General features: G+C 44.4%; 13 protein-coding genes. 4 read left to right on the top strand and 9 right to left on the bottom strand.

Features of this window, described 5'->3' with window-relative positions:
• The first annotated feature begins 54 nt into the window (after positions 1–54).
• The 3 genes from rpsU to hpf all read left to right on the top strand — a co-directional run bounded on the left by rpsU (position 55) and on the right by hpf (position 1,526).
• Entirely contained in the window at positions 55–249 is a 195-nt protein-coding gene (gene rpsU / locus TH61_RS09205; RefSeq protein WP_066508486.1) for a 30S ribosomal protein S21, read from the top strand.
• A 74-nt stretch (positions 250–323) separates the two neighbouring features.
• The gene (locus TH61_RS09200) at positions 324–1,202 is read left to right on the top strand and encodes a tyrosine-type recombinase/integrase (protein WP_066508484.1); all 879 of its coding nucleotides are present in this window, start codon (positions 324–326) and stop codon (positions 1,200–1,202) included.
• Between the two features lie 24 nt (positions 1,203–1,226).
• Complete coding sequence (hpf, locus tag TH61_RS09195) at positions 1,227–1,526, top strand: ribosome hibernation-promoting factor, HPF/YfiA family (RefSeq protein ID WP_066508482.1); 300 nt, start codon at positions 1,227–1,229, stop codon at positions 1,524–1,526.
• A gap of 84 nt (positions 1,527–1,610) precedes the next feature.
• Here the strand turns inward: hpf and metK are convergent, their stop codons facing one another.
• Entirely contained in the window at positions 1,611–2,915 is a 1,305-nt protein-coding gene (gene metK, locus TH61_RS09190) for a methionine adenosyltransferase (RefSeq protein ID WP_066508480.1), read from the bottom strand.
• 272 nt (positions 2,916–3,187) lie between these two features.
• Here metK and TH61_RS09185 point away from each other — a divergent pair, with 272 nt between their 5' ends.
• A complete protein-coding gene (locus tag TH61_RS09185; protein ID WP_066508478.1) occupies positions 3,188–4,003 on the top strand; it encodes a phosphatase PAP2 family protein in 816 nt (271 codons plus the stop codon).
• A gap of 91 nt (positions 4,004–4,094) precedes the next feature.
• On the opposite strand, the gene TH61_RS09180 is transcribed toward TH61_RS09185, so the two are convergent.
• From TH61_RS09180 to TH61_RS09145, 8 genes are all read right to left on the bottom strand, one after another.
• Complete coding sequence (locus TH61_RS09180) at positions 4,095–6,476, bottom strand: prolyl oligopeptidase family serine peptidase (RefSeq protein ID WP_066512734.1); 2,382 nt, start codon at positions 6,474–6,476, stop codon at positions 4,095–4,097.
• 39 nt (positions 6,477–6,515) lie between these two features.
• Entirely contained in the window at positions 6,516–8,183 is a 1,668-nt protein-coding gene (locus TH61_RS09175; RefSeq protein ID WP_082780349.1) for an amidase, read from the bottom strand.
• A gap of 104 nt (positions 8,184–8,287) precedes the next feature.
• The gene (locus TH61_RS09170; protein WP_066508476.1) at positions 8,288–8,851 is read right to left on the bottom strand and encodes a hypothetical protein; all 564 of its coding nucleotides are present in this window, start codon (positions 8,849–8,851) and stop codon (positions 8,288–8,290) included.
• A gap of 11 nt (positions 8,852–8,862) precedes the next feature.
• Positions 8,863–10,320 carry a RagB/SusD family nutrient uptake outer membrane protein gene (locus TH61_RS09165; protein WP_197464026.1) on the bottom strand — a complete coding sequence of 486 codons (1,458 nt, stop codon included), beginning with the start codon at positions 10,318–10,320 and terminating at the stop codon, positions 8,863–8,865.
• Between the two features lie 36 nt (positions 10,321–10,356).
• Entirely contained in the window at positions 10,357–13,347 is a 2,991-nt protein-coding gene (locus tag TH61_RS09160) for a TonB-dependent receptor (RefSeq protein WP_066508471.1), read from the bottom strand.
• Positions 13,348–13,657: 310 nt separating this feature from the next.
• Entirely contained in the window at positions 13,658–15,256 is a 1,599-nt protein-coding gene (locus TH61_RS09155) for a RagB/SusD family nutrient uptake outer membrane protein (protein ID WP_071887822.1), read from the bottom strand.
• A 22-nt stretch (positions 15,257–15,278) separates the two neighbouring features.
• Complete coding sequence (locus tag TH61_RS09150; protein ID WP_066508470.1) at positions 15,279–18,371, bottom strand: TonB-dependent receptor; 3,093 nt, start codon at positions 18,369–18,371, stop codon at positions 15,279–15,281.
• 417 nt (positions 18,372–18,788) lie between these two features.
• Positions 18,789–19,907, bottom strand: coding sequence for a DUF6588 family protein (locus TH61_RS09145; protein ID WP_157600672.1), 1,119 nt, complete (start codon positions 19,905–19,907; stop codon positions 18,789–18,791).
• Positions 19,908–20,022 lie beyond the last annotated feature (115 nt).

Genomic DNA, 20,022 nt, shown 5'->3' with positions numbered 1-20,022 from the left:
TTGTAAATATCTTTGCAGTCCTTAAAACAATTGACTTTAAACTCAATCTATAATATGATTATCGTAAACGTAAAGGATAACGAGTCTGTAGACAAAGCCTTAAAAAGATTCAAAAAGAAATTTGAGAGAACTGGTGTGTTGAAAGAACTACGCGCTAGAACTTTCTTCCTAAAGCCTTCTGTGAAGCAGAGAAAGCAGAAAGAAAGAGCTGTTTATAAGCAACAATTGTTCGCGACAGACAACTACTAGGCTTTATCCATACAACCTACGAGGTAATTCCATAAATTAGTAGACAGACTTTGAAACAAGTCGTTTACTGATTTATGGAATTATTTTTTAAGTACCTGCAGTTTGAGAAACGGTTCAGTCCACATACCGTCACCTCTTACCAGACAGACCTTCAGCAGTTTCAAGAGTATCTTAAGGAGACCTACGAGCTCACAGATATAAGCAAGGCAGACCACGCCATCATCCGGTCCTGGATTGTAGCGCTGGTGCAGAAAGACCTGGACAGCCGCACCATTCACCGCAAGATTGCCTCCCTCCGCTCCTACTTCAAGTTTCTATTGAACCGTGGCGAGGTAGAACAGAACCCCACCCTCAGAATCAAAGCACCCAAGCTGCCCAAAAAGCTTCCGGCGTTTATTCCAGAAGATTCCTTCACGCAGTTATTAGACCAAGGCGATTTCACGGAGGATTTGAAAGGCCAAACCGAGCGTCTCATCCTGGAGCTACTTTACGGTACCGGCATGCGTCTGGCAGAACTCATTGGTCTTAAAATCAACGATGTAAACCTGCCAGAGAGTACCATCAAGGTCTTGGGCAAGGGAAACAAGGAGCGTATTCTCCCTTTAAACACCTCCCTTAAACTAACCTTGGCGAAGTTCTTAGAGATGCGGCGCCAACATTCTGCAGATAACAATTCCTCCGCTCTCTTCGTTACCGATAAAGGACTCCCGCTCTACCCAAAGTATGTGTACCGAGTGGTGAAAAAATACATGAGCACCGTTTCTACGTCATCAAAAAACAGTCCGCATGTGTTGCGCCATTCCTTTGCCACGCACTTATTGAACAGAGGGGCAGATTTGGGAGCCATCAAGGATTTGCTAGGGCACGCCAGTTTGGCCGCCACGCAGGTCTATACCCATAATTCCATTGAGCAGCTCAAAGCCGTCTTTGAAAAAGCTCACCCAAAAGCGTAACAAGTACCACTAAAGAAGTAAACTATGAAACTGCAAATTCAATCCGTGCACTTCAATGCCGACCAAAGCCTGTTAGACTTCATCCAAAAGAAACTGGACAAGCTAGAGACCTTTTATGATAGAGTGATTAGCGGCGAAGTTATCCTTAGAGTATCTAAGCCAGAGTCGCATGACAATAAAATGGTAGAGGTGAAACTGTTTGTACCAGGCGCCACGCTTTTCTGCAAAGAAGAGGCCAACAGCTTTGAGACCGCCACTGACAGTGCCTATGAAGACATGAGAAAGCAACTAATCAAACATAAAGACAAGCTAGCTACCCACTAAAAAGTAGAATTGATTGCCAATTACCCATAAAAAAAGAGCCCCGTTTTGGGGCTCTTTTCGTTAAAACAGGTCAAAAACGAATTTCTATAACTGGAATGCCGCTTTGATTTTATCTACATAGTCTAGCTTCTCCCAAGTAAAGGTCTCAAACTCACGCACTTCTTTGGTACCATTTACGGTATACTCTACTTTCTTCACACCTGCCTCGCGGCCCATGTGACCGTAAGCTGCCGTCTCAGAGAAGATAGGGTTTTGCAGCCCGAAGCGCTTGATGATGTCATACGGACGCATCTCAAACAGCTCATTTACCTTGTTGGCAATTTCGCCGTCTGTCATTACTTCGCCGTTAGCGCCTTTCACTTTGGTAGTACCATAGGTAGTTACGTACAAGCCAACCGGCTCTGCCACGCCAATGGCGTAAGCAACCTGCACCAACACTTGCTCTGCCACACCAGCCGCTACTAGGTTTTTGGCAATGTGACGGGCCGCGTAGGCTGCTGAACGGTCTACCTTAGAAGAGTCTTTTCCAGAGAAAGCACCTCCACCGTGGGCACCTTTTCCGCCGTAGGTGTCTACAATGATTTTACGGCCTGTCAAACCAGTGTCGCCGTGTGGCCCGCCAATCACAAACTTACCCGTTGGGTTGATGTGGTAGGTGATGTCATCAGCGAACAGGTCTGCCGTACGCTGTGGCAATTTGCTCTTTACACGGGGTAACAGGATGTTCAACACATCTTCTTTGATGCGGGCTACCATGTTGGCTTCGGCTTGCTTAGAGGCCGCGCGGTCATTGGCATCAGACAGTTCAAACTCATCGTGCTGGGTAGAGATGACAATGGTGTCAATTTTCTCTGGCACGTGGTTGTCTGAGTAACGGATGGTTACTTGAGACTTGGCGTCTGGACGCAGGTAAGTCATCTCCTTGCCTTCCTTCCGGATGGCGGCCAACTCCTTCAACAACAAGTGAGAGATCTCAAGGGCCAAAGGCATATAGCTGTCGGTTTCGCTGGTAGCGTAGCCAAACATCATGCCTTGGTCACCGGCGCCTTGGTCTTCTGGGTTCTCGCGCTCCACACCTTGGTTGATGTCACCAGACTGCTCATGGATAGCGGAGATCACGCCGCAGGCTTCGGCGTCGAACTTATATTCAGACTTAGTGTACCCAATGCGGCTAATTACCTCACGGGCTACTTTCTGTACGTCTACATAGGCTTGGGTTTTCACCTCGCCGCTCAATACCACCAATCCGGTTGTCACCAAGGTTTCACAGGCAACTTTGGATTGTGGGTCTTGCTTTAAAAACTCATCTAACAAGGCGTCAGAGATTTGATCGGCTACTTTATCTGGGTGTCCCTCAGAAACCGACTCAGATGTAAAAAGATATGGCATCTCTAAAAGATTAAAATACTAGGTTAAGGTGCAGCTCTCCCAAAGAACTACAGGGGGCAAAATTACTCTAAATGATGGAGATGCAAAAACTTGAGTGATAAATACCCGAAGACACTAACTGGTAAGTTTTTAGAACCGCTCTCGTTTTTGGCTTAATTCTTAGAAAACAGGCCAAAAACGAGAGCAACTCATCTTGTATAATTTGTAAACCTTTTGCCCACTTGCCCGTTTCACAAGCAACAATTTTAGAATTCCTTTTCACCTATATTCCCATGAAACGACACATTTGTACGCTTGTCCTTGCTATAGCTACGTTCACCCAATCCTTCGGGCAATCGTCCTCGCCTTATAAAACGTCCTTTAAAGTTGATGCCCCCATCACTGCCGCAGGGATGGGTTTGAGCGGGTTAGGGCTTTACTTGATGCAACAGAAAGATGCCTTCACCGAAGAAGAGGCCATGGCCATCTCAAAAAGCGATGTGAATAGCTTTGACCGCTTTGCCGCCGGTAACCATAGCGCCAGTGCCAAGAAAGTAAGTGATGTGATGCTGTATAGCTCTATTGCTGCGCCCGCGTTGCTATTGTTTGACAAAGACATCTCCCAGAACACGGGACAGATGCTGGCGTTGTATGTAGAGACCATGTCGGTGACGGGTACGTTGTTTACGATGGGATCGGCCGCTTTTCCAAGAACCAGACCCTTGGTATATGATAAATCTGGCGACGTGCCTTTGAGCGAAAAAACCAGAGCTAATGCCCAGAACGCTTTTTTTGCCGGACATACGGCTGCGGTTGCTACCATGACTTTCTTCACAGCCAAAGTTTTCCATGACTATAACCCAGATTCGCCGGCCAGGCCATTTGTGTGGGCAGGTGCCGCCTTGGTGCCAGCTACGGTAGGCTATTTAAGATTAGAAGCAGGCAAGCACTTTTTAAGTGACAACATCATGGGATATGTCATTGGCGCAGCCGTGGGCATTGCCGTACCTCAGTTCCACAAAACCAACAGCAACCTGTCATTAGCGCCAACCACCATTCCGGTGCAGGGCGAGGCTGTGGAAGGCGTAGCACTTCAATACAAATTCTAAGCAAGCATTCAGAAGAAGGCGTTTTTAGCCTGATTCCCGGAAAACAGCCCAAAAACGAAGAGGCCAGACACTATGTCTGGCCTCTTCGTTTTTACTTCTTCTGCAGATTGGTTTCAAACAGCTTAAGAATGCGCTTGTATTCATCGGTCCAGCTGGAGGGCTCTACAAAACCGTGGTCCTCTACCGGGTACACGGCCAGTTCCCAATTATCTTTGCCCAATTCTATCAAGCGCTGCGACAGGCGTACAATGTCTTGGAAATGCACGTTGGTATCTACCATGCCATGGCACATGAGCAGTGCTCCTTTCAGGCCTTCGGCGAAGTAGATGGGCGAGCTGCGGGTATAAGCCAGACTATCCGCTTGGGGTTCATTTAAGATGTTGGCGGTGTAGCCGTGGTTGTAATGCGACCAGTCCGTCACAGATCGTAACGCGGCCCCGGCGGCAAACACATCTGGCTGCGTAAACATGGCCATTAACGTGATGAAGCCACCGTAAGATCCGCCGTAAATGCCAATTCGTTTAGGATCTACATTGTATTTCTCAGCCAGCAGCTTAGCGCCGTCCACGTGGTCGCTCAGGTCTTTGCCCCCCATGTGGCGGTATATACCCGTGCGCCAGTCACGGCCGTAGCCGGCGCTTCCGCGGTAGTCAATATCCAAAACGGTGTAGCCTTTGTCTACTAATAGGTTGTGGAACATGTACTCCCTGAAGTAGGTGCTCCACCACTTGTGCGCATTCTGTAAGTATCCCGCACCATGCACAAAAATCACCGCCGGGCCGTTAGACACGCCATTGGCTGGTTTGTATAAGCGGGCGTGTACATCGGCGCCGTCTTCAGCCTTGTAGGTAATCACTTCCGGTTCGCGCCACGGATAAGCCTTGAATTCTTCGGTGAGGGAATTGGTGATTTGCACTGGTTTTGCGCCCGGCTTGTTGTCTATCAAGAACAACTCCCAGGGCTTGTTGGAGTAGGAATAGCGCACTGCCAGTGTCTTTTCATCTGGTGACATTGTGACCTCATGCGCACCCGTCATGCGGGTAATCTGCTCGGCTTTGCCGCCGTTCAACGGCAGACGGTAAAAATGCTGCTCCCCTGGGTGCACCTGGTTGGTGGTCAGGTACCAATGCTTCTGGTCTTTGGACATCTGCACGTTCAACACTTCGTACTTTCCGCTGGTCAAGGCTGCCTTCTTGCCAGATGCTATATCTAGCGTGTACAAATGGGCATAGCCGCTTTCCTCAGAGGTGAAATAGATGCGTTTGTTGTCTGGCATCCACCCTATGATGCCCGGCCCGAAACCGTTCACCCAGGCCTCGTCGCGCTGGCGGTCCAAAGTCTTCACGGTTCTGGTAGCCGGGTCAAAAGAGGCAATCCAGCGGTCTTTGTTGTCTGCCGATCTTATCACCAAAACGCCTTGCTTGCCGTCTGTGGAATAATACGGCCCGAACATCATCACTCTACGTGCAGCGTCTGCGGCTGCCTTGTCTGCTTCTGTAGTTGGCTTCTGGCCTTCTTTCTGGAACGCTGGTTTTTCCTGTATCCCGGTCAAACCTCTGAAGGACACCAGGTAGGTAGTATCTGCTTTCACATCATACACGCCCATCTCATAGGTAGCCTGCATCGCGCCAACCTTGGTTCTAGTGGGAATGTCTTCGGTGTAGCCAGAAGCCGTCACGAAGTTAGGCACCTGCGCAATCTTACTGTTAGCGGGCCTGGTGGTTAAGCGGTAGGTGATGAACCGTTCATCTGGGTTTAGGGTAATGTTGTCTACCGTTTTGTCTTCGGTGTAAATTTCTTTGGGTCTGTTTCGGGTGAGCTCGCGCTGGGCCAGTTGTTGGTTTTTACGGTCTTCCTCGCGCTTCTTCACAATCTGCAACAGGTCCAGTTGCTGCTCTCTTAAAAACAGTTCCTGCTTGTCTCGAGTCTGCGTAGGATCAACAGGTTTGCGGCCTCTCCTAAAATCGGTGAGTTGCTTTACTTGTCCATTGCTGATGTTCCAGGTAAACAAATTGCCATCCTTTAGATAGGCCACCCGTTGCTCATCAGCGGTGAAGGTGGGCGATGACTCTCTATCCGCCGTTGACGTGATTTGTCTATTCTTGCCTGATTTCACATCCAGCAAAAACACATCACCGGCTTTCTCATACACGCGTTGCGTGCGCAGTCTATTGTAGGTTCCGCCTTGCGATGGCATGGCCAACCTAATGGCTTTAGACACCTTGTTGATCTTCTTGGAACCCGTGTCTACCACATACAGAGAATCCTGTCTGGTCTTCTCAGGATTCCAGAGGAAATACACTTGCTTGCTGTTCTCTGCCCAATAAACATTGCTAGGCGAGGTCCCAATCCACTGCGCAGGGTCACGCATGATTTTTTCAACGGTTAGGGCGGGCTTGGTCTGGGCAAAGCCCGATACCAACGGGTACAAAAGGGAGGCGCTTACCGCCACTACAGTCTTGATGAAACGCATTTTTAGGCTCTTTTCTAGAAAATAGGTCAAAAACGGAAATTACTTTAAGAAGGCTGCTGGATGCTTTTTATGGAAATCTGTCTGGTCTTGGTACGATTTCACAAAGGCTAGTAATTCTGCCTCGCCAAACAGCTTGCCTATAAAGGTAATAGTAGTGGGCAAATTACGAGCATTAAACCCATTTGGTATCACCACGCAAGGATGCCCCGTCAGATTAGTCACAACTAGATTGCTGCTGGCAAAAGAAGGAGATACATACACATCTACCTTCTCCATCATCTTGTGCATCTCCTGTATAAGCTGATTCCGTACCCGCTGGGCCTGCAAGTATTCCACCGCCGGAATAAAGCGGGCGCTTCTAAAGGTGTTGGGCCAAGCATTCTTATCTTGGTTGACCATGTCGGCTACTTTGTTGTTGCGGGTGATTTCATCAAAGGCGGTGGCTCCTTCCACTGAAATAGTCATGACCAAATCATTCACTGGTATCTTAGGCAAATCCATTGGGATCAACTCATGTCCTGCTTTTCTGAGGGCCTCCAGCGTAGCCTGGTCTTGGGCTTTGGTAGGATAGTTTCGGTCGAAATCCGTTTTTAAATAGCCAATTCTAAGTTTTTTGAGGTCTTGCTTGGCGTTGTAATTGAAAGGCGCATCATAGACCGTCTGATCTTTCCCGTCTGGGCCATAGATGGCGTTGAACACAATAGCACAGTCCTCCACAGTTCTGGCAATAGGACCAATCTTATCCATGGACCAGCTCAAGGCCATAGCCCCATGTCTACTCACGCGGCCATACGTAGGCCGCAGACCAGTGGTCCCGCAGGCATTAGACGGCGACACTATGGAACCCAGCGTCTCTGTCCCTATGGCAAACGGCAATAAGCCCGCCGCCACGGCAGATGCTGAGCCCGCTGAAGAACCACTGGAGCCTCTTGTCAGGTCCCATGGTGTTCTAGTTTTGCCTCCGTACCAAACGTCGCCCATGGCTAATTCCCCCAAGGTCATCTTTGCTACCAGCACTGCTCCGGCCTCTCTTAGTTTAATGACCACGGTGGCATCTTCGTCAATTACCTGGTCTTTGAAAGGCACAGATCCCCAAGTGGTTTTATAGCCTTTGGTACTCAGCAAATCTTTAACGCCAAACGGGATGCCATGCAACAGCCCTTTGTACTTACCTGCCTTGATCTCATCATCGGCTTGCTTGGCTTGCTGCAAGGCTAACTCTTCCGTGAAAGTAGTGACGCAGTGTAATTGGGTATTGTACCGCTTCAAGCGATCCAGAAAAAACTGAGTCAATTCCAAAGAGGTGATTTTTTTATTCTTCAAAAGCTCAGCCAATTCTCTCACTGAGTAAAAAGCCAATTCTTCTCTATTGGTCGGCAAACTCATTTTGCTGATTGAAGATGCCTTGAACTTTTCCCGCCCTTTGGCAAACTGAAAGCCTACCGGAATGGGATTGAATTGCAAAGCAGGAAGTACGCTGTTCTCCAACTTCACCTCCCGCAGGCGAGTATAGCCATTTCGCAAATCTGTAAGTTCTGCAAGCGCCGTGTCTATCTGAGCTGGGGTAAATGATAACCCCAACAGTTTCTGAGCACCTTGCACCATGGGTATGGTAATTTTTTCCATCTGCACCTGCCTGCCAAAGAAGGCGCCTGTGGTGAAGAAGATGATTGCTAGAATAGCAAATAGAGATATTTTCTTAATCATGTCGTGAACAAGGGATTACAGTCCTACTCTTAAAGATATAGGTATTCCACATAAAAAAAGCGGGTACCCACTATGGGTACCCGCTTTTTTTATATATCAATTAATTATTGAGGTTGATAGATGGATAAGTAGAACGTATCATAATTAGGAGAAACGGCCACATCACCACTTCCTTTTAATCTTAATATAATCCTCTTAGTGGCCGTGCCAGGAATACTAATAGGCTTAATTAAGATGAGCCCGTGTGATGTATTAGGAGCGATAACTATTTTCTTGTTTGCACTCATGGCGTCAAAAGTATAGTCTGTTCCCTCTACAGCTGTGCTAGTTGGCAAAACCTCAAAACTAACTTCAGTTGCTGTTGGTCTTTGAGGACCCACTAATTGAACTAATACAGTGTCTACGGTACGGGCTGAAGTAACAACAGGTGGTGTACCAGTGCTATACTGTTTAGCAGTTATAACTCTAGACGTATCTGTCTGTGTTAGACCTGTTAATTGAACAACGCCTTTTGAACGCAAAGCAGCTGTTGTCATACCCAAAGTATGATTTTTAAATTCAACAACTGTTGGACCACTATATGATTTATCTTCCTCTTCAAAGCAAGAGGTCAGTCCAAATGAAAGAAGGACAAGACAACCAAGTATGTATTTATTTAATATCTTCATTTCACTGGGAATTAATAACCTGGATTCTGTTTGATTTTAGGATTTAGAGTCACTTGGTCTGCAGGAATTGCAGACAAAACTCTGAAGTTAGAGTAATCCAAACTAGGCGTCGGATCTTGCTTATCAATTGGCAAACCTCTTCTCTTCAAGTCAAAGAATCTGTGACCTTCAAAAGCTAATTCAAGTCTTCTTTCAACTAGGATTTTGTCAATGATGGTTCCTTTGTCAGTCTCAACAATAACAGAAGCACCTGATCGTAGTCTTAAAGCATTCAAATCAAGTAATGCATCTGTCAAATTATTAAGTTCGGCTTCAGCTTCAGCTTTTATTAAATATAGCTCAGAGGTTCTAAACAATGGGATGTTGTCTGTAAACGCTCCACCAGTTGCAGAATACTTCTGTGAGTAAACTAAGCCTGTTTCTTTTGGCGTTGATGGCACACCAGCTGGTGGTGTTGCTGGTGAATAGTACATGTTTTTACGCACATCACCAGCCTCATATAGGTTATACAACTCAGCCGTTGGAACTATATCACCCCATGCGCCTGTGGTAAATGTAGATGTTAATGAGTGCAATGACTCATTAGATCCTAAAGACTCAGTGGCTTGGATATAACGTAATTCGAACAAAGACTCTGGATTTGGTTGCGTTTTAAAGGCATTCACATAGTTAGCCTTAGAAGTCAAACCGCTAGTTCCAACAGAGGTAGCCGTTACCCCTCCTCCTGCAGCCGTTGTGAACCCTTTAGTAGCCAAAGCCGCCTTAGCGTTATCAAGAGCTTGTTGCCATTTCCCTTGGTACAGGGAAACTCTTGACATTAAAGCCTCTGCTGCAGCCTTGTTTCCTCTAAAATGGGCAGCTGAAGTAGATGGAGCTACAAGATTTTTAATAGCAACTCCTAAATCAGATTCTATTTGAGTATAAACGGCAACGTTAGTGCTTCTTTCACGCATATCAGCATCTGCTAAAGATGCCGTTGGAGTAAGTCTCAAAACAGCTGAAAGATTCCATCCGCTAACTTCTTTGCCAGGCTCATAACCATATATTCTAGCTAAATCAAAGTAGAGCAGGGCTCTTAAAAAATGTGCCTCACCTCTTATTTGACTTTTCTCAGCTTCAGTAGTGGTAGCTGTCTCAATACCTTTGATCACAAAATTTACTTCATTGATTGCAGCATAGGCTGTTCCCCATATTGCTAACCCTTGGGTATTGTTTTGAAAGAAGGTATAACGGTTTGAGTTAGGAGTAGTCTGTCTAAGGTTATCAGCCATTACATCTGGCGCCAACATCATCTGGGCACCATAATATGTATTAACCTGTAACCGGTCATATACAGAATTTAAAACTGCTCTAACTCCGGTTATATCTGTCAAGGCCACTTCAGAACTAACTGATTGACGTGGCTCAGTATCTAAAAGGTCGTCGCACGCGCTAAAGGAAAGCATAGCTCCTCCTAGTAACGCTAACATTATGCGTTTCTGTAACATTATCTTTAAATATAAAAATTAGAAGCTAACTGAAACTCCACCTGAAAGCTGTTTGGCTTGAGGGTATGTTCCTATTTCATTATATAAAAGCTCTGGATCCAATCCAGAATAACCAGTGAAAGTCAACAGGTTAAGTCCTTGTACAAATACCCGTGCATTAGAAAGACCAACTCTAGATATTAATGTCTCTGGCAGGTTGTAGCTTAAAGAAACCTGCTTTAAACGGATATAAGAGTTGTCTTCAACTTGCTTGCTTGAGAATGCAAACACACCAGTTGTTCCAGGCTCAGCTCCACCTTCATATGGTCTTGGCACATCAGTGATTTGACCAGGCTTAATCCATCTGTCTAGCTGATCTCTTGTTTGGTTGTAACCAGTAGAGGCAGAGTTAGACATAAAATAGGCGTTATTGTTCAGCGTTTTGCTTCCAAATGAACCTTGGAAGAATACATCTAGTGTCAAACCTTTAAAGCTGAAAGAGTTGGTTAACCCACCAAAAGATTTAGGAAGGTATTGTCCAATTACCTTAGAGTCTCTAGCTCTTACATTGTATGTAATGTTACCAAGGGTATCATAGTACATTGGACGTCCATCTGCAGGGTTTACACCAGCAAACTCTGGGTACCACAAGATGTCAATTGGCTCGCCTACGCGGAGACCTGTACCAATATTTTTCAAGCCATCTTGTAACTCAACAATCTTATTGCGTTGGAATGTGATGTTGAAATTGGTAGACCATTTGAATCCACCTGCATCAACATTAACTGTTCCCACCTCAATTTCAAGACCCTCATTTCTTACAACACCAACGTTTTGGAAGATGGAACCAAATCCACTATCTGTAGGAAGTTGTTTTGCAAGTAACAGGCGCTCGTTATTACGTCTAAATACGTCAACAGATCCAGTTACACGGTTGCCAAAGAAACCATAATCTAAACCGAAGTTGATTGTTTTAGCTTCTTCCCACGTAAGATCATCATTACCTAATTGTGAAGGACGGATACCTGGGTTTCCATTGTATTGTCCACCACCGCCAAATAAGGCTCTAGAGGCAAAGTTATCAATCTGAGAGTTACCAGTTACACCGTAGCTTAATCTAAGTTTAAGGTTATCTAAAACGGCAACATCAGACAAGAAGCTTTCTTCATTCATTGCCCATGCTACTGAACCTGAATAGAACAAGCCATAACGATTGTTTTTACCGAATTTAGAAGAACCATCATAACGCACTGTGGCACTTGCAAAGTATTTATTGCTCAAATCATACTTAGCATTGGCAAAAATACCAGCGGTCCTATAAGTAGTATAAGTACCTGTTGTGGTGATTGGAGTAGAGGCAGAGGCCAGCGTACGGAAAAGCCCGTTAGGGAAGTTCTGTCCTGTAGCTTGTTGTGTTTCTCTTACTTCTTGACGATACTCAGCTCCAACTAATCCTGAAATATTATGGATTTCAGCAATCGATTTGTTGTAAGACATGGTATGGCTAGTATTCCAGTTCAAAGTTCTGCGGTTGGTGTTAGTTGCAGAACCACCTGTAGTTGCAAACTGAGGAACTCTAGGATCTGAATAGAAATCATCTTGGTTATCAGCGAAATCAACACCTACAAATGACTTCCAGTATAAAGAAGGATTTACCTTGTAAACAGCAGCAAAGCTACTTACAGTCTGGTTAGTGACAGCCTTTCTGTATTGATAATCCAATAGTTGTACTAGGTTATAAGAGAATGCACCTACTAGTGGAGCATTGTAAGTACCATCTTCTTTATACACTTTTTGATAAGGAAGAATCAATGGTGCAGAAAACTGAGGGCTGTTGATAAACGCGCCGTCAGCAATGTTTCCATTTTGAGTAATAGTAGATAAGCTGATATTGGCTAAGAAAGAAAGCTTATCTGTTGCCTTATGGTCAATATTTAGTCTTGCAGTTCCTCTTTCAAAGTCAGATTTCTTAATTTGTCCTTCTTGCTTGTTATAAGAACCAGAGAACAAAAACCTCGTTTTCTCATCACCACCAGAAGCAGAAAGGTCATACGTTCTTAGTCTACCTGTCTGATAAACTAAATCTTGCCAATCTGTAGTTTCTACAGTAGCTGGATCTCCATACAAGCTATAAACATATGACCGGGTTGGCTGTGCCGGGTTTGTTGGAACAGTACCACCATATCTATTAAAGAATGCCTCATAACGCAGGTCTGAATAATCTGCTGCAGATAAAGTCTCTAATTTCTTAATACGGTCTACAGTACCCTCTTGCGCAGAGAAAGTAACCTTGGTTTTGCCTGACTTACCACGTTTGGTTGTAATCAAAACAACGCCATTAGCTGCTTGCGCACCATAAATAGAAGCTGCTGCCGCATCTTTTAATACCTCAATTGACTCAATGTCATTTGGGTTAATAGAAGATAAAGCATTTGATGAAGATGCACCAGAAGTACCTCCATTGGCTACTTGAACCCCATCGATAATATACAATGGATCATTTCCAGCATTAATAGAGCCTTGACCACGAACACGCACGTTAAGCGCTCCGCCTGGCTGACCACTTGTAGCAGTTACTTGAACACCAGCAGCACGCCCCTGCAAAGCCCTGTCAAAGCTTTGTACCGGCAAATTCTCAATGGTTGCTCCACTTACACGAGCGGTTGAACCTGTTGTCTCAATCTTAGGCTGCACACCATAACCAGTAATTACAATTTCTGACATTTGCGCAGCGTCAGACCCTAATTTCACATTTACAGATGACTGGGTACTTACGGCAATTTCTTGCTTTGCATAACCAATAAACGTAAACACCAAGGTACCACCGTTAGATGGTACACTAATTTCATAACCACCATTTACATCTGTCGGAGATGCGGTTGTGGTTCCTTTGAGCTGAACTGTTACACCAGGCATTCCCTCTCCTGTTTGTGCATCAGTCACTCGTCCTGTCACAGTCCGATTTTGAGCCCACGCTTGGGTGACAAGCGCTAACACAAAAACGAAGCTGAAAAGTAAAGCTTTCTTCATGTGGTTTTTTGGTTTGTTTGTAGAGATTATTCTTTGTTAACCAAATATAACCACCAACTCAACTTTAACAAATCCTTAACATGAAATATTTAGCAAAATCATCAACCTATTTTTTACATTATCCGTTTAAGGCAATTTAGAATTAGAAAAATATCAATGTAGTTAAGTAGCTAACAATTTTAAGTAAAAAGCCCTTGGCCTAAATTTAGGCCAAGGGCTTTTTACTTAAAATTAAGTCAATAAGTATTCAGACATTAAGCACTAAAAAAATTACTGCTTAATGTCTGAACAATAATACATTTACAGCAAGTTAGTAGTTAGGGTTCTGTTGCTTAGCTAAAACTGGATTAGAAGAAGTTTCAGAAGCAGGGATTGGCCAAATGAATCTAAAATCATCATAAGGCACAGCAGGCACAGCAAAGGCTCCAGCTCTTACAGTTCCGCTAGCAGCAACATAGTCAGCAGCTGTTGAATTCCCTTTTGTCACCTTAGAAGGGATGCCTTTATATACATAAATCCCTTCTACTGCCAGTCTATGGATGTCCTTCCATCTCAAGCCTTCTGCTAAGAACTCAATTCTACGCTCATTGATTATAGCTTGAATGAGTGCCTGTGGAGAACTTAATTCAGCAGCTGTGTACACTTGAGTGGTTGATCTACCTCTTACAGCATTTAATAATTCAATAGCCCTATCAGAAGAGCCAGTACGAGCCAATGCTTCTGCATAGTTCAACAACACCTCTGCATATCTAATAACTGGTGTATTATCTCCCCAAGTTACTTTATCACCATTATACTTGGTCGTGTATCGGTAGTTGTTGCTACTAACATCTGTAAGAGCGGTTCTTCTCTTGTCATTAACAGGCCAAAACGTTTGATTCCATATAACAGGGCTGATAGCCACAAGCGCTCTATTGGGAGCAGAACCATACATCTGAGGCAATGCACCATTGGTACTTGCATTATCTGTACCTGAGTTAAGAATAGAGAAAATTGACTCTGTGTTATTCTTATTGCCTGCGCCAAATGGTCCTGTAGGTTCAACAGTAAGTTTGTAACCACCTATAGGGCTTGTGAAGGGAGCAGTGGCACTCACTATTTTGGTAGCCTCAGTGATCACACCTGCGTTATCACCCTTGTGTAGAAGAATTCTTGTTTTAAGGGCAATAGCAGCTCCTTTCGTAGCTTTTGTAATCTGAAAAGTAGTTCTAGAAGCTGGCAAAGCTGTTTCTGCAGCATTTAAATCAGTAAGGATCTGATCATACACCTCCTTAACAGTATTACGGCCTTGCGCTTTGGCCTCATCTACACGCGCTGGGGTATTTACAGCAGTCAATCTAATTGGAACTCCTAGGTGAGAAGCATCTCCAGTATGGTTATAGGGTCTTGCAAAATGTGTGACTAACTCATGCAAGGCTAATGCTCTCAAAAACTTACACTCAGCAATATACTCATCTGCCAATTGTGCAGAGATGATGCCCGCAGTAGAAGCACCCTGTATTCCCTCAATGGCAACATTCGCCTTGTTTATGAGAGAATAAAGAGTTTCCCACATATATTGGTTGTTAGCAGTGGTGGCATTATATAAGTTCTCATAGGTAGCTTGGTAAAAAGCTTCCATGTTCATCATATCTTCCCCTCTGTTATCCCCTTGCTCTACACTTGCAGCACCAAATGGGTACCCCCTTACAGCACCACCAGCATAAAACCCGCTTTGCGCAGCATCATAGACACCGTTCATGGTAAGTTGAATTCTTGCTGGAGATTCAAAAGCACCTACCTCTGTATACCTGTCTGGCGCTTCTAACTCAATTACCTCTTTCTCACAAGAGGTTAAAGTAAAGGCTAATGTGAAGAAAGGCGCAACCAGCGCGACCTTTATAGCCCGTTTTATGGTATGATTTTTCATTTTGAATATTTAAATCTAAAAATTAGAAGCCTAGGTTAACACCAAAAGACAACACTCTCTGCTGAGGGTTGGTATTATAATCTACCCCAATAGAAGAAGACATTTCTGGATCTAAACCTTTATAACCAGAAATAGTCACTGCGTTTTGCAATTGAGCAAATATGCGTACTCTCTCAATTTTATATTTCTCAGTGAAGGTTTTTGGAATAGTATAGCCCAAGCTTACATTACTCAATTTCAAGAAGTCACCGCTTTCAACAAACCTAGAAGATGCCTCATTCTCAGTATTGATGATAAGCTGTCTGCCTTGTCTCAACTTAGGTGTTTGACCATCTCCAGGCTTGTCCACACTTTGCCATCTTCCCAAAATCTCAGTACCGTTGTTTTCAAACAACATGGTTAACAGGTCCTGACGGGTACGGTTCATGATTTTATTCCCGCCAGAGAAACGGAAGAACACATTCATGTCAAAGCCGGCATACTTAAAGTTGTTGTCAAAGCCGCCAAACCAAGTAGGCAATGCACCACCAAGAACAACTTTATCACTAGCGCTTAAAGAAGCAGCCTTAGACACGTCTGTTGGGTTAGCTGGGTCATATACTTTATAAGCGTTTCCGTTAATGTCGCCCTGAACCAAAGAACCATTGGCTTTCTTATAGATTGGGTTACCATTAGACATATTTACGCCTTCATACATGTAACCATAAATAGAATTAAATGATTCTCCTACTCTGATTATGTTGTAGGCACCAATGATGTCTTGACCCTCTACTAGTTCTTTAACCTCATTTCTTTGAGTAGAGAAGTTCACACTAGAGTTCCAGGTAAAGGCAGAAGTTTCAATTACATTCCCGTTAACAGAGAATTCCAATCCGTCATTTACCATTCTACCAATGTTTCTGTAGATAAGGTTACCTGGCACGCCCAATGATGGAGGTGTTGGAGCACCTAACACAATGTCATCATTGTCTTTCTTCCAGTAAGCAAACTCAAAATTTAAGCGACCATTGAAGAATCCAAGGTCCAATCCAACATCAGAGATTTTCTGTGTTTCCCATTTCAGGTTAGGATTACCTGTGTTACTGAAAGCAATACCACTTTCACCACCATATTGAACCGAGCCAAAGCTTCCCAAATAACCGTAGTTACCACTTACAATTCCACTATTTCCTACTTCTGCGTAGCTACCTCTAATTCTAAGATCACTTATGATGTCTACAACGCCAGAATTTTTAAAGAAATCTTCTTCTGAGATTCTATAGGCAGCAGATACTCCTGGGAAATAACCCCAACGGTTGTCAGGAGATAGTTTAGATAATCCATCTGCTCTAAGAGATACTCCAAGGTAGTATTTGCTTTTGAAGTTGTAATTCACACGTCCCAGATAAGACGCCAAACCATTCTCTTCTAAGTCACCAAAAATCTGCTGGGTAGTAAGCGTTCCAGTCTGAATGTTCTCATTAAAGAATCTATCAGATATGGTAGTACCTGAAGCCTGGAAGAAAGAAGATCTACTCTTAGTATATTCTGCTACCAATGTTGCATCCACATTGTGGGCCTCATTGAAAGAAGTGTTGTAAGATAGAATGTTCTGCCAGTTCCAAGTATAGAAAGGGCTATATGCTTGAGTAAGTGAACCACCAGAAGAAAGACCGTCACCATGACGTGGATCCTGAAAGCTGAAGTCATCCACAATGCTGAAGTCCGCTCCAATCAGGGTTTTGAAAGTCAGTTTATCAATGATGTTGGCGCTCAAAGAAGTATTACCAACAAAACGATAGGTTTTACCAGCGCGGGTATTATTCTCCAATACAAACATCTGGTTAGGAATACCATTGGCAATGGTAATAGTGTTAGGCCCTCTGCCCAATGAGCTACGCGTGGTAGCGTCCACATTGTATCCTGTTGGATCATTTGGATTGTACACAGGTACGTTAGGCAACATACGGATTACCGCGAACGTGTTACCAGACAGACTGTTTGTACCAATGAGCGGACCTAAGTTTTCTTGGTGAGTCAAGCCAGTCTGTACATCCCAAATAATTTTATTGCTAACCTTCTGATTTAAGTTAGCTCTTAAGGAGTAACGGTTTAGGCTGTTTGCTACAGCAATACCTTCTTGATCACTGTATCCTAAAGACACATAGTATTTAGTTCTTTCTGTTCCAGCACTTGCAGAAATAGTATGACTCTGCTGAAATGCTCTTCTATATACATAGTCATTCCAGTTGGTATTGGTACCATCAAACTTAGCTGGCTCAGCAGAACCTGCGTTTCTGTATTTCTCGTTCTGGATTTCAACAAACTGCTCTGCATTAAGCAGGTCATGCAGTTCAGTTGCCTCAGACCAACCAGTCCAGCCATCATAGTTGAATTTAAGTTGACCTTGCTTTCCTTGCTTGGTAGTAATAAGGATTACCCCATTAGAAGCACGTGACCCATAGATAGCTGTAGCAGCTCCGTCTTTCAAGATTTCAAAAGACTCGATGTCATTTGGGTTAATGTCTGCTAAGGCGTTCACACTAGTAAAAGCACCAACGTTTCCAGAAGAAGCTGGCACACCGTCAATAACTATTAAAGGTGAGTTACTTCCAGAGATGGAGTTTACCCCTCTAATTCTAATGGTTGGAGGAGCGCCCAAGATACCAGATGGCTGTTGAACCACCACCCCAGCCGCGCGGCCAGACAATTGTTGGTCAAAGCTTGGCGTAGCCAAGTTGGCTATGGCTTCACCTTTCACCTGAGAAATGGAGCTAGTCACATCTTTTTTAAGCTGAGTTCCATAACCTACAACTACAATTTCGTTTAAGGCTTGCTGGTCAGCCGCAAGTCTTACATCAACTGTAGATCTGGTTCCAATGTTTACTTCTTGGTTAGAATAACCAATGAAGGTAAATACTAAGGTACCACCAGTAGATGGAACGCTAATTTCATATCTACCATCTCCATCGGTTGGTGAAGCATTTGTGGTTCCTTTGAGTTGAACAGTTACACCAGGCATACCGTCTCCTGTTTGTGCATCAGTCACTCGTCCCGTGACAGTTCTGTTCTGAGCCCACGCCTGTGTTATTAGCGCCAGCACAAAAACAAAACTTAAGAGTAAAGTTTTTTTCATTTGGTTGTGTTTAGGGTGTACAGATTGGTTTATCTACCAAATATAGGCAAACGCTATATATCCGCAACTTTATTACAATCTGAACATTACATTATTTTGGTTTTAAATAACATGGTGCGGTACTGTATCCTTTGAAAATATGCTTCCCCCAGCTTTTAAGTCTTTATGGCCGTTTAGTGTGTTCATTTATAATAAAATCTAGCGCACTAACTCAAATGTTTCATACTTCTATCTACTCAACATCTCAATTATTTAAGGCTAAGGGCAGACATGAAGACATTAATTATTATAGCACATATGGAGGCCTTAAATACAGAATAACAAAAGCGCCTCCCCTAATTGCTTAGAAGAGGCGCTTTTGAATATAAAGTCGTTTTTGACCTGTTTCTGAGAAAATAAGCCAAAAACGAAGAATTCTTAATTCCAGCCTAAACCGATACCGGCCATGGCGGTAGAGTATTTGGCCAAGGTGTACTCACCGTAGAGAGAGAAGAAAGCCAATTTTAACCTAAGACCGGCCGTAGCGCCTACCTGCGCGTCTTTCATGTTCACTATGATTGGGTTTACTACGTCATCCACGTATTTGCTGTAGGGAACAGTAGTTCTATACGCCACCACGGGATACTTGCCCACCGCGTTTAAATCAGTCTCCACGTTGCTGTACCGCACGCCGGCATAGCCCGTAATTACACTGAACGTCTTTGAGGCAATCAAGCTAGCCGACCAAGCCTTGGTCTTCAACTCCAGTGCCTGGCCATCATAATAGGTAGAACTTTGCTGCTGCGGGGTCGCGTATTGCATGTTATCTGCTGTCAAAGGTACGTCTAGACCATAAGAGCTGGTAAGGGAGGTATAGCCCCCAAACACTGTCACGTCAAAACCCGGGATAGAAGCCAACCCCGGAATCCATTGCTTGATGCCATGCTTCACGCCCACACCCCAAAGGCTTCCTTCAAAATCGTCGGCTTTGGTTTTAGGTACAAACCGTACGGCAATCTCTGTGTCTTTTACCAAGCCAACGCTCACCTGTGCCATCGGGAAAGGCAATACGTCATACCCGGTCCCAGGAGGTGAGTTGAAAGACACCACCTCTTCTTCTTGGTTGGTCAAAGGATTGCGGGTGTACACGGTCAGCTCTGGTCCTTCAGTGTCTTCCCCGAAAACGGTGGGCACCAATACCGGGCGGTTAGGGTCAAAAGTAGCACCGGTAGAGGTGCGTATCTGCTTTAGGCCCAGTTTTGAAATATCAAACGTCTTGGCGTTATCTGGCGCAAACACAGCCGAGGCATAGATACGGATGTCAAAACGACCTGGCTTCATGGCTTGGCCTGAGTTAAACCAGCCGCTGCTCAGGTTATGGCCCAAGGCAATACCAGCAGGCTCTGCGTACGCTTTCACAAGCTTGGTAGCGTCTTCTTTACCAGCTCTAATGAATTCCCCCACCTCGTCCTGGGCTTGGGCGGCAGGAGCAACTAAAAGAAAAGCCAGGGCAGGCAATGCCCAGAATGAAAGTCTTTGTAGAGATCTTTTCAACATACAAGTAGATTAAAGTCTGAAAAATCAATTGGCAACCAGGGACTTCCTGCTGCGCTAAACTTATAGTAAAGAGGTATTCTAAAACAGGCGATGGGGGATTGCCTAGTATTGGGTA

Source organism: Rufibacter sp. DG15C (assembly GCF_001577755.1).
In the GTDB taxonomy this organism is placed as follows: domain Bacteria; phylum Bacteroidota; class Bacteroidia; order Cytophagales; family Hymenobacteraceae; genus Nibribacter.
Note: the sequence above shows the minus strand (reverse complement) of the source record. Positions and strands in the feature narration are given on the sequence as shown.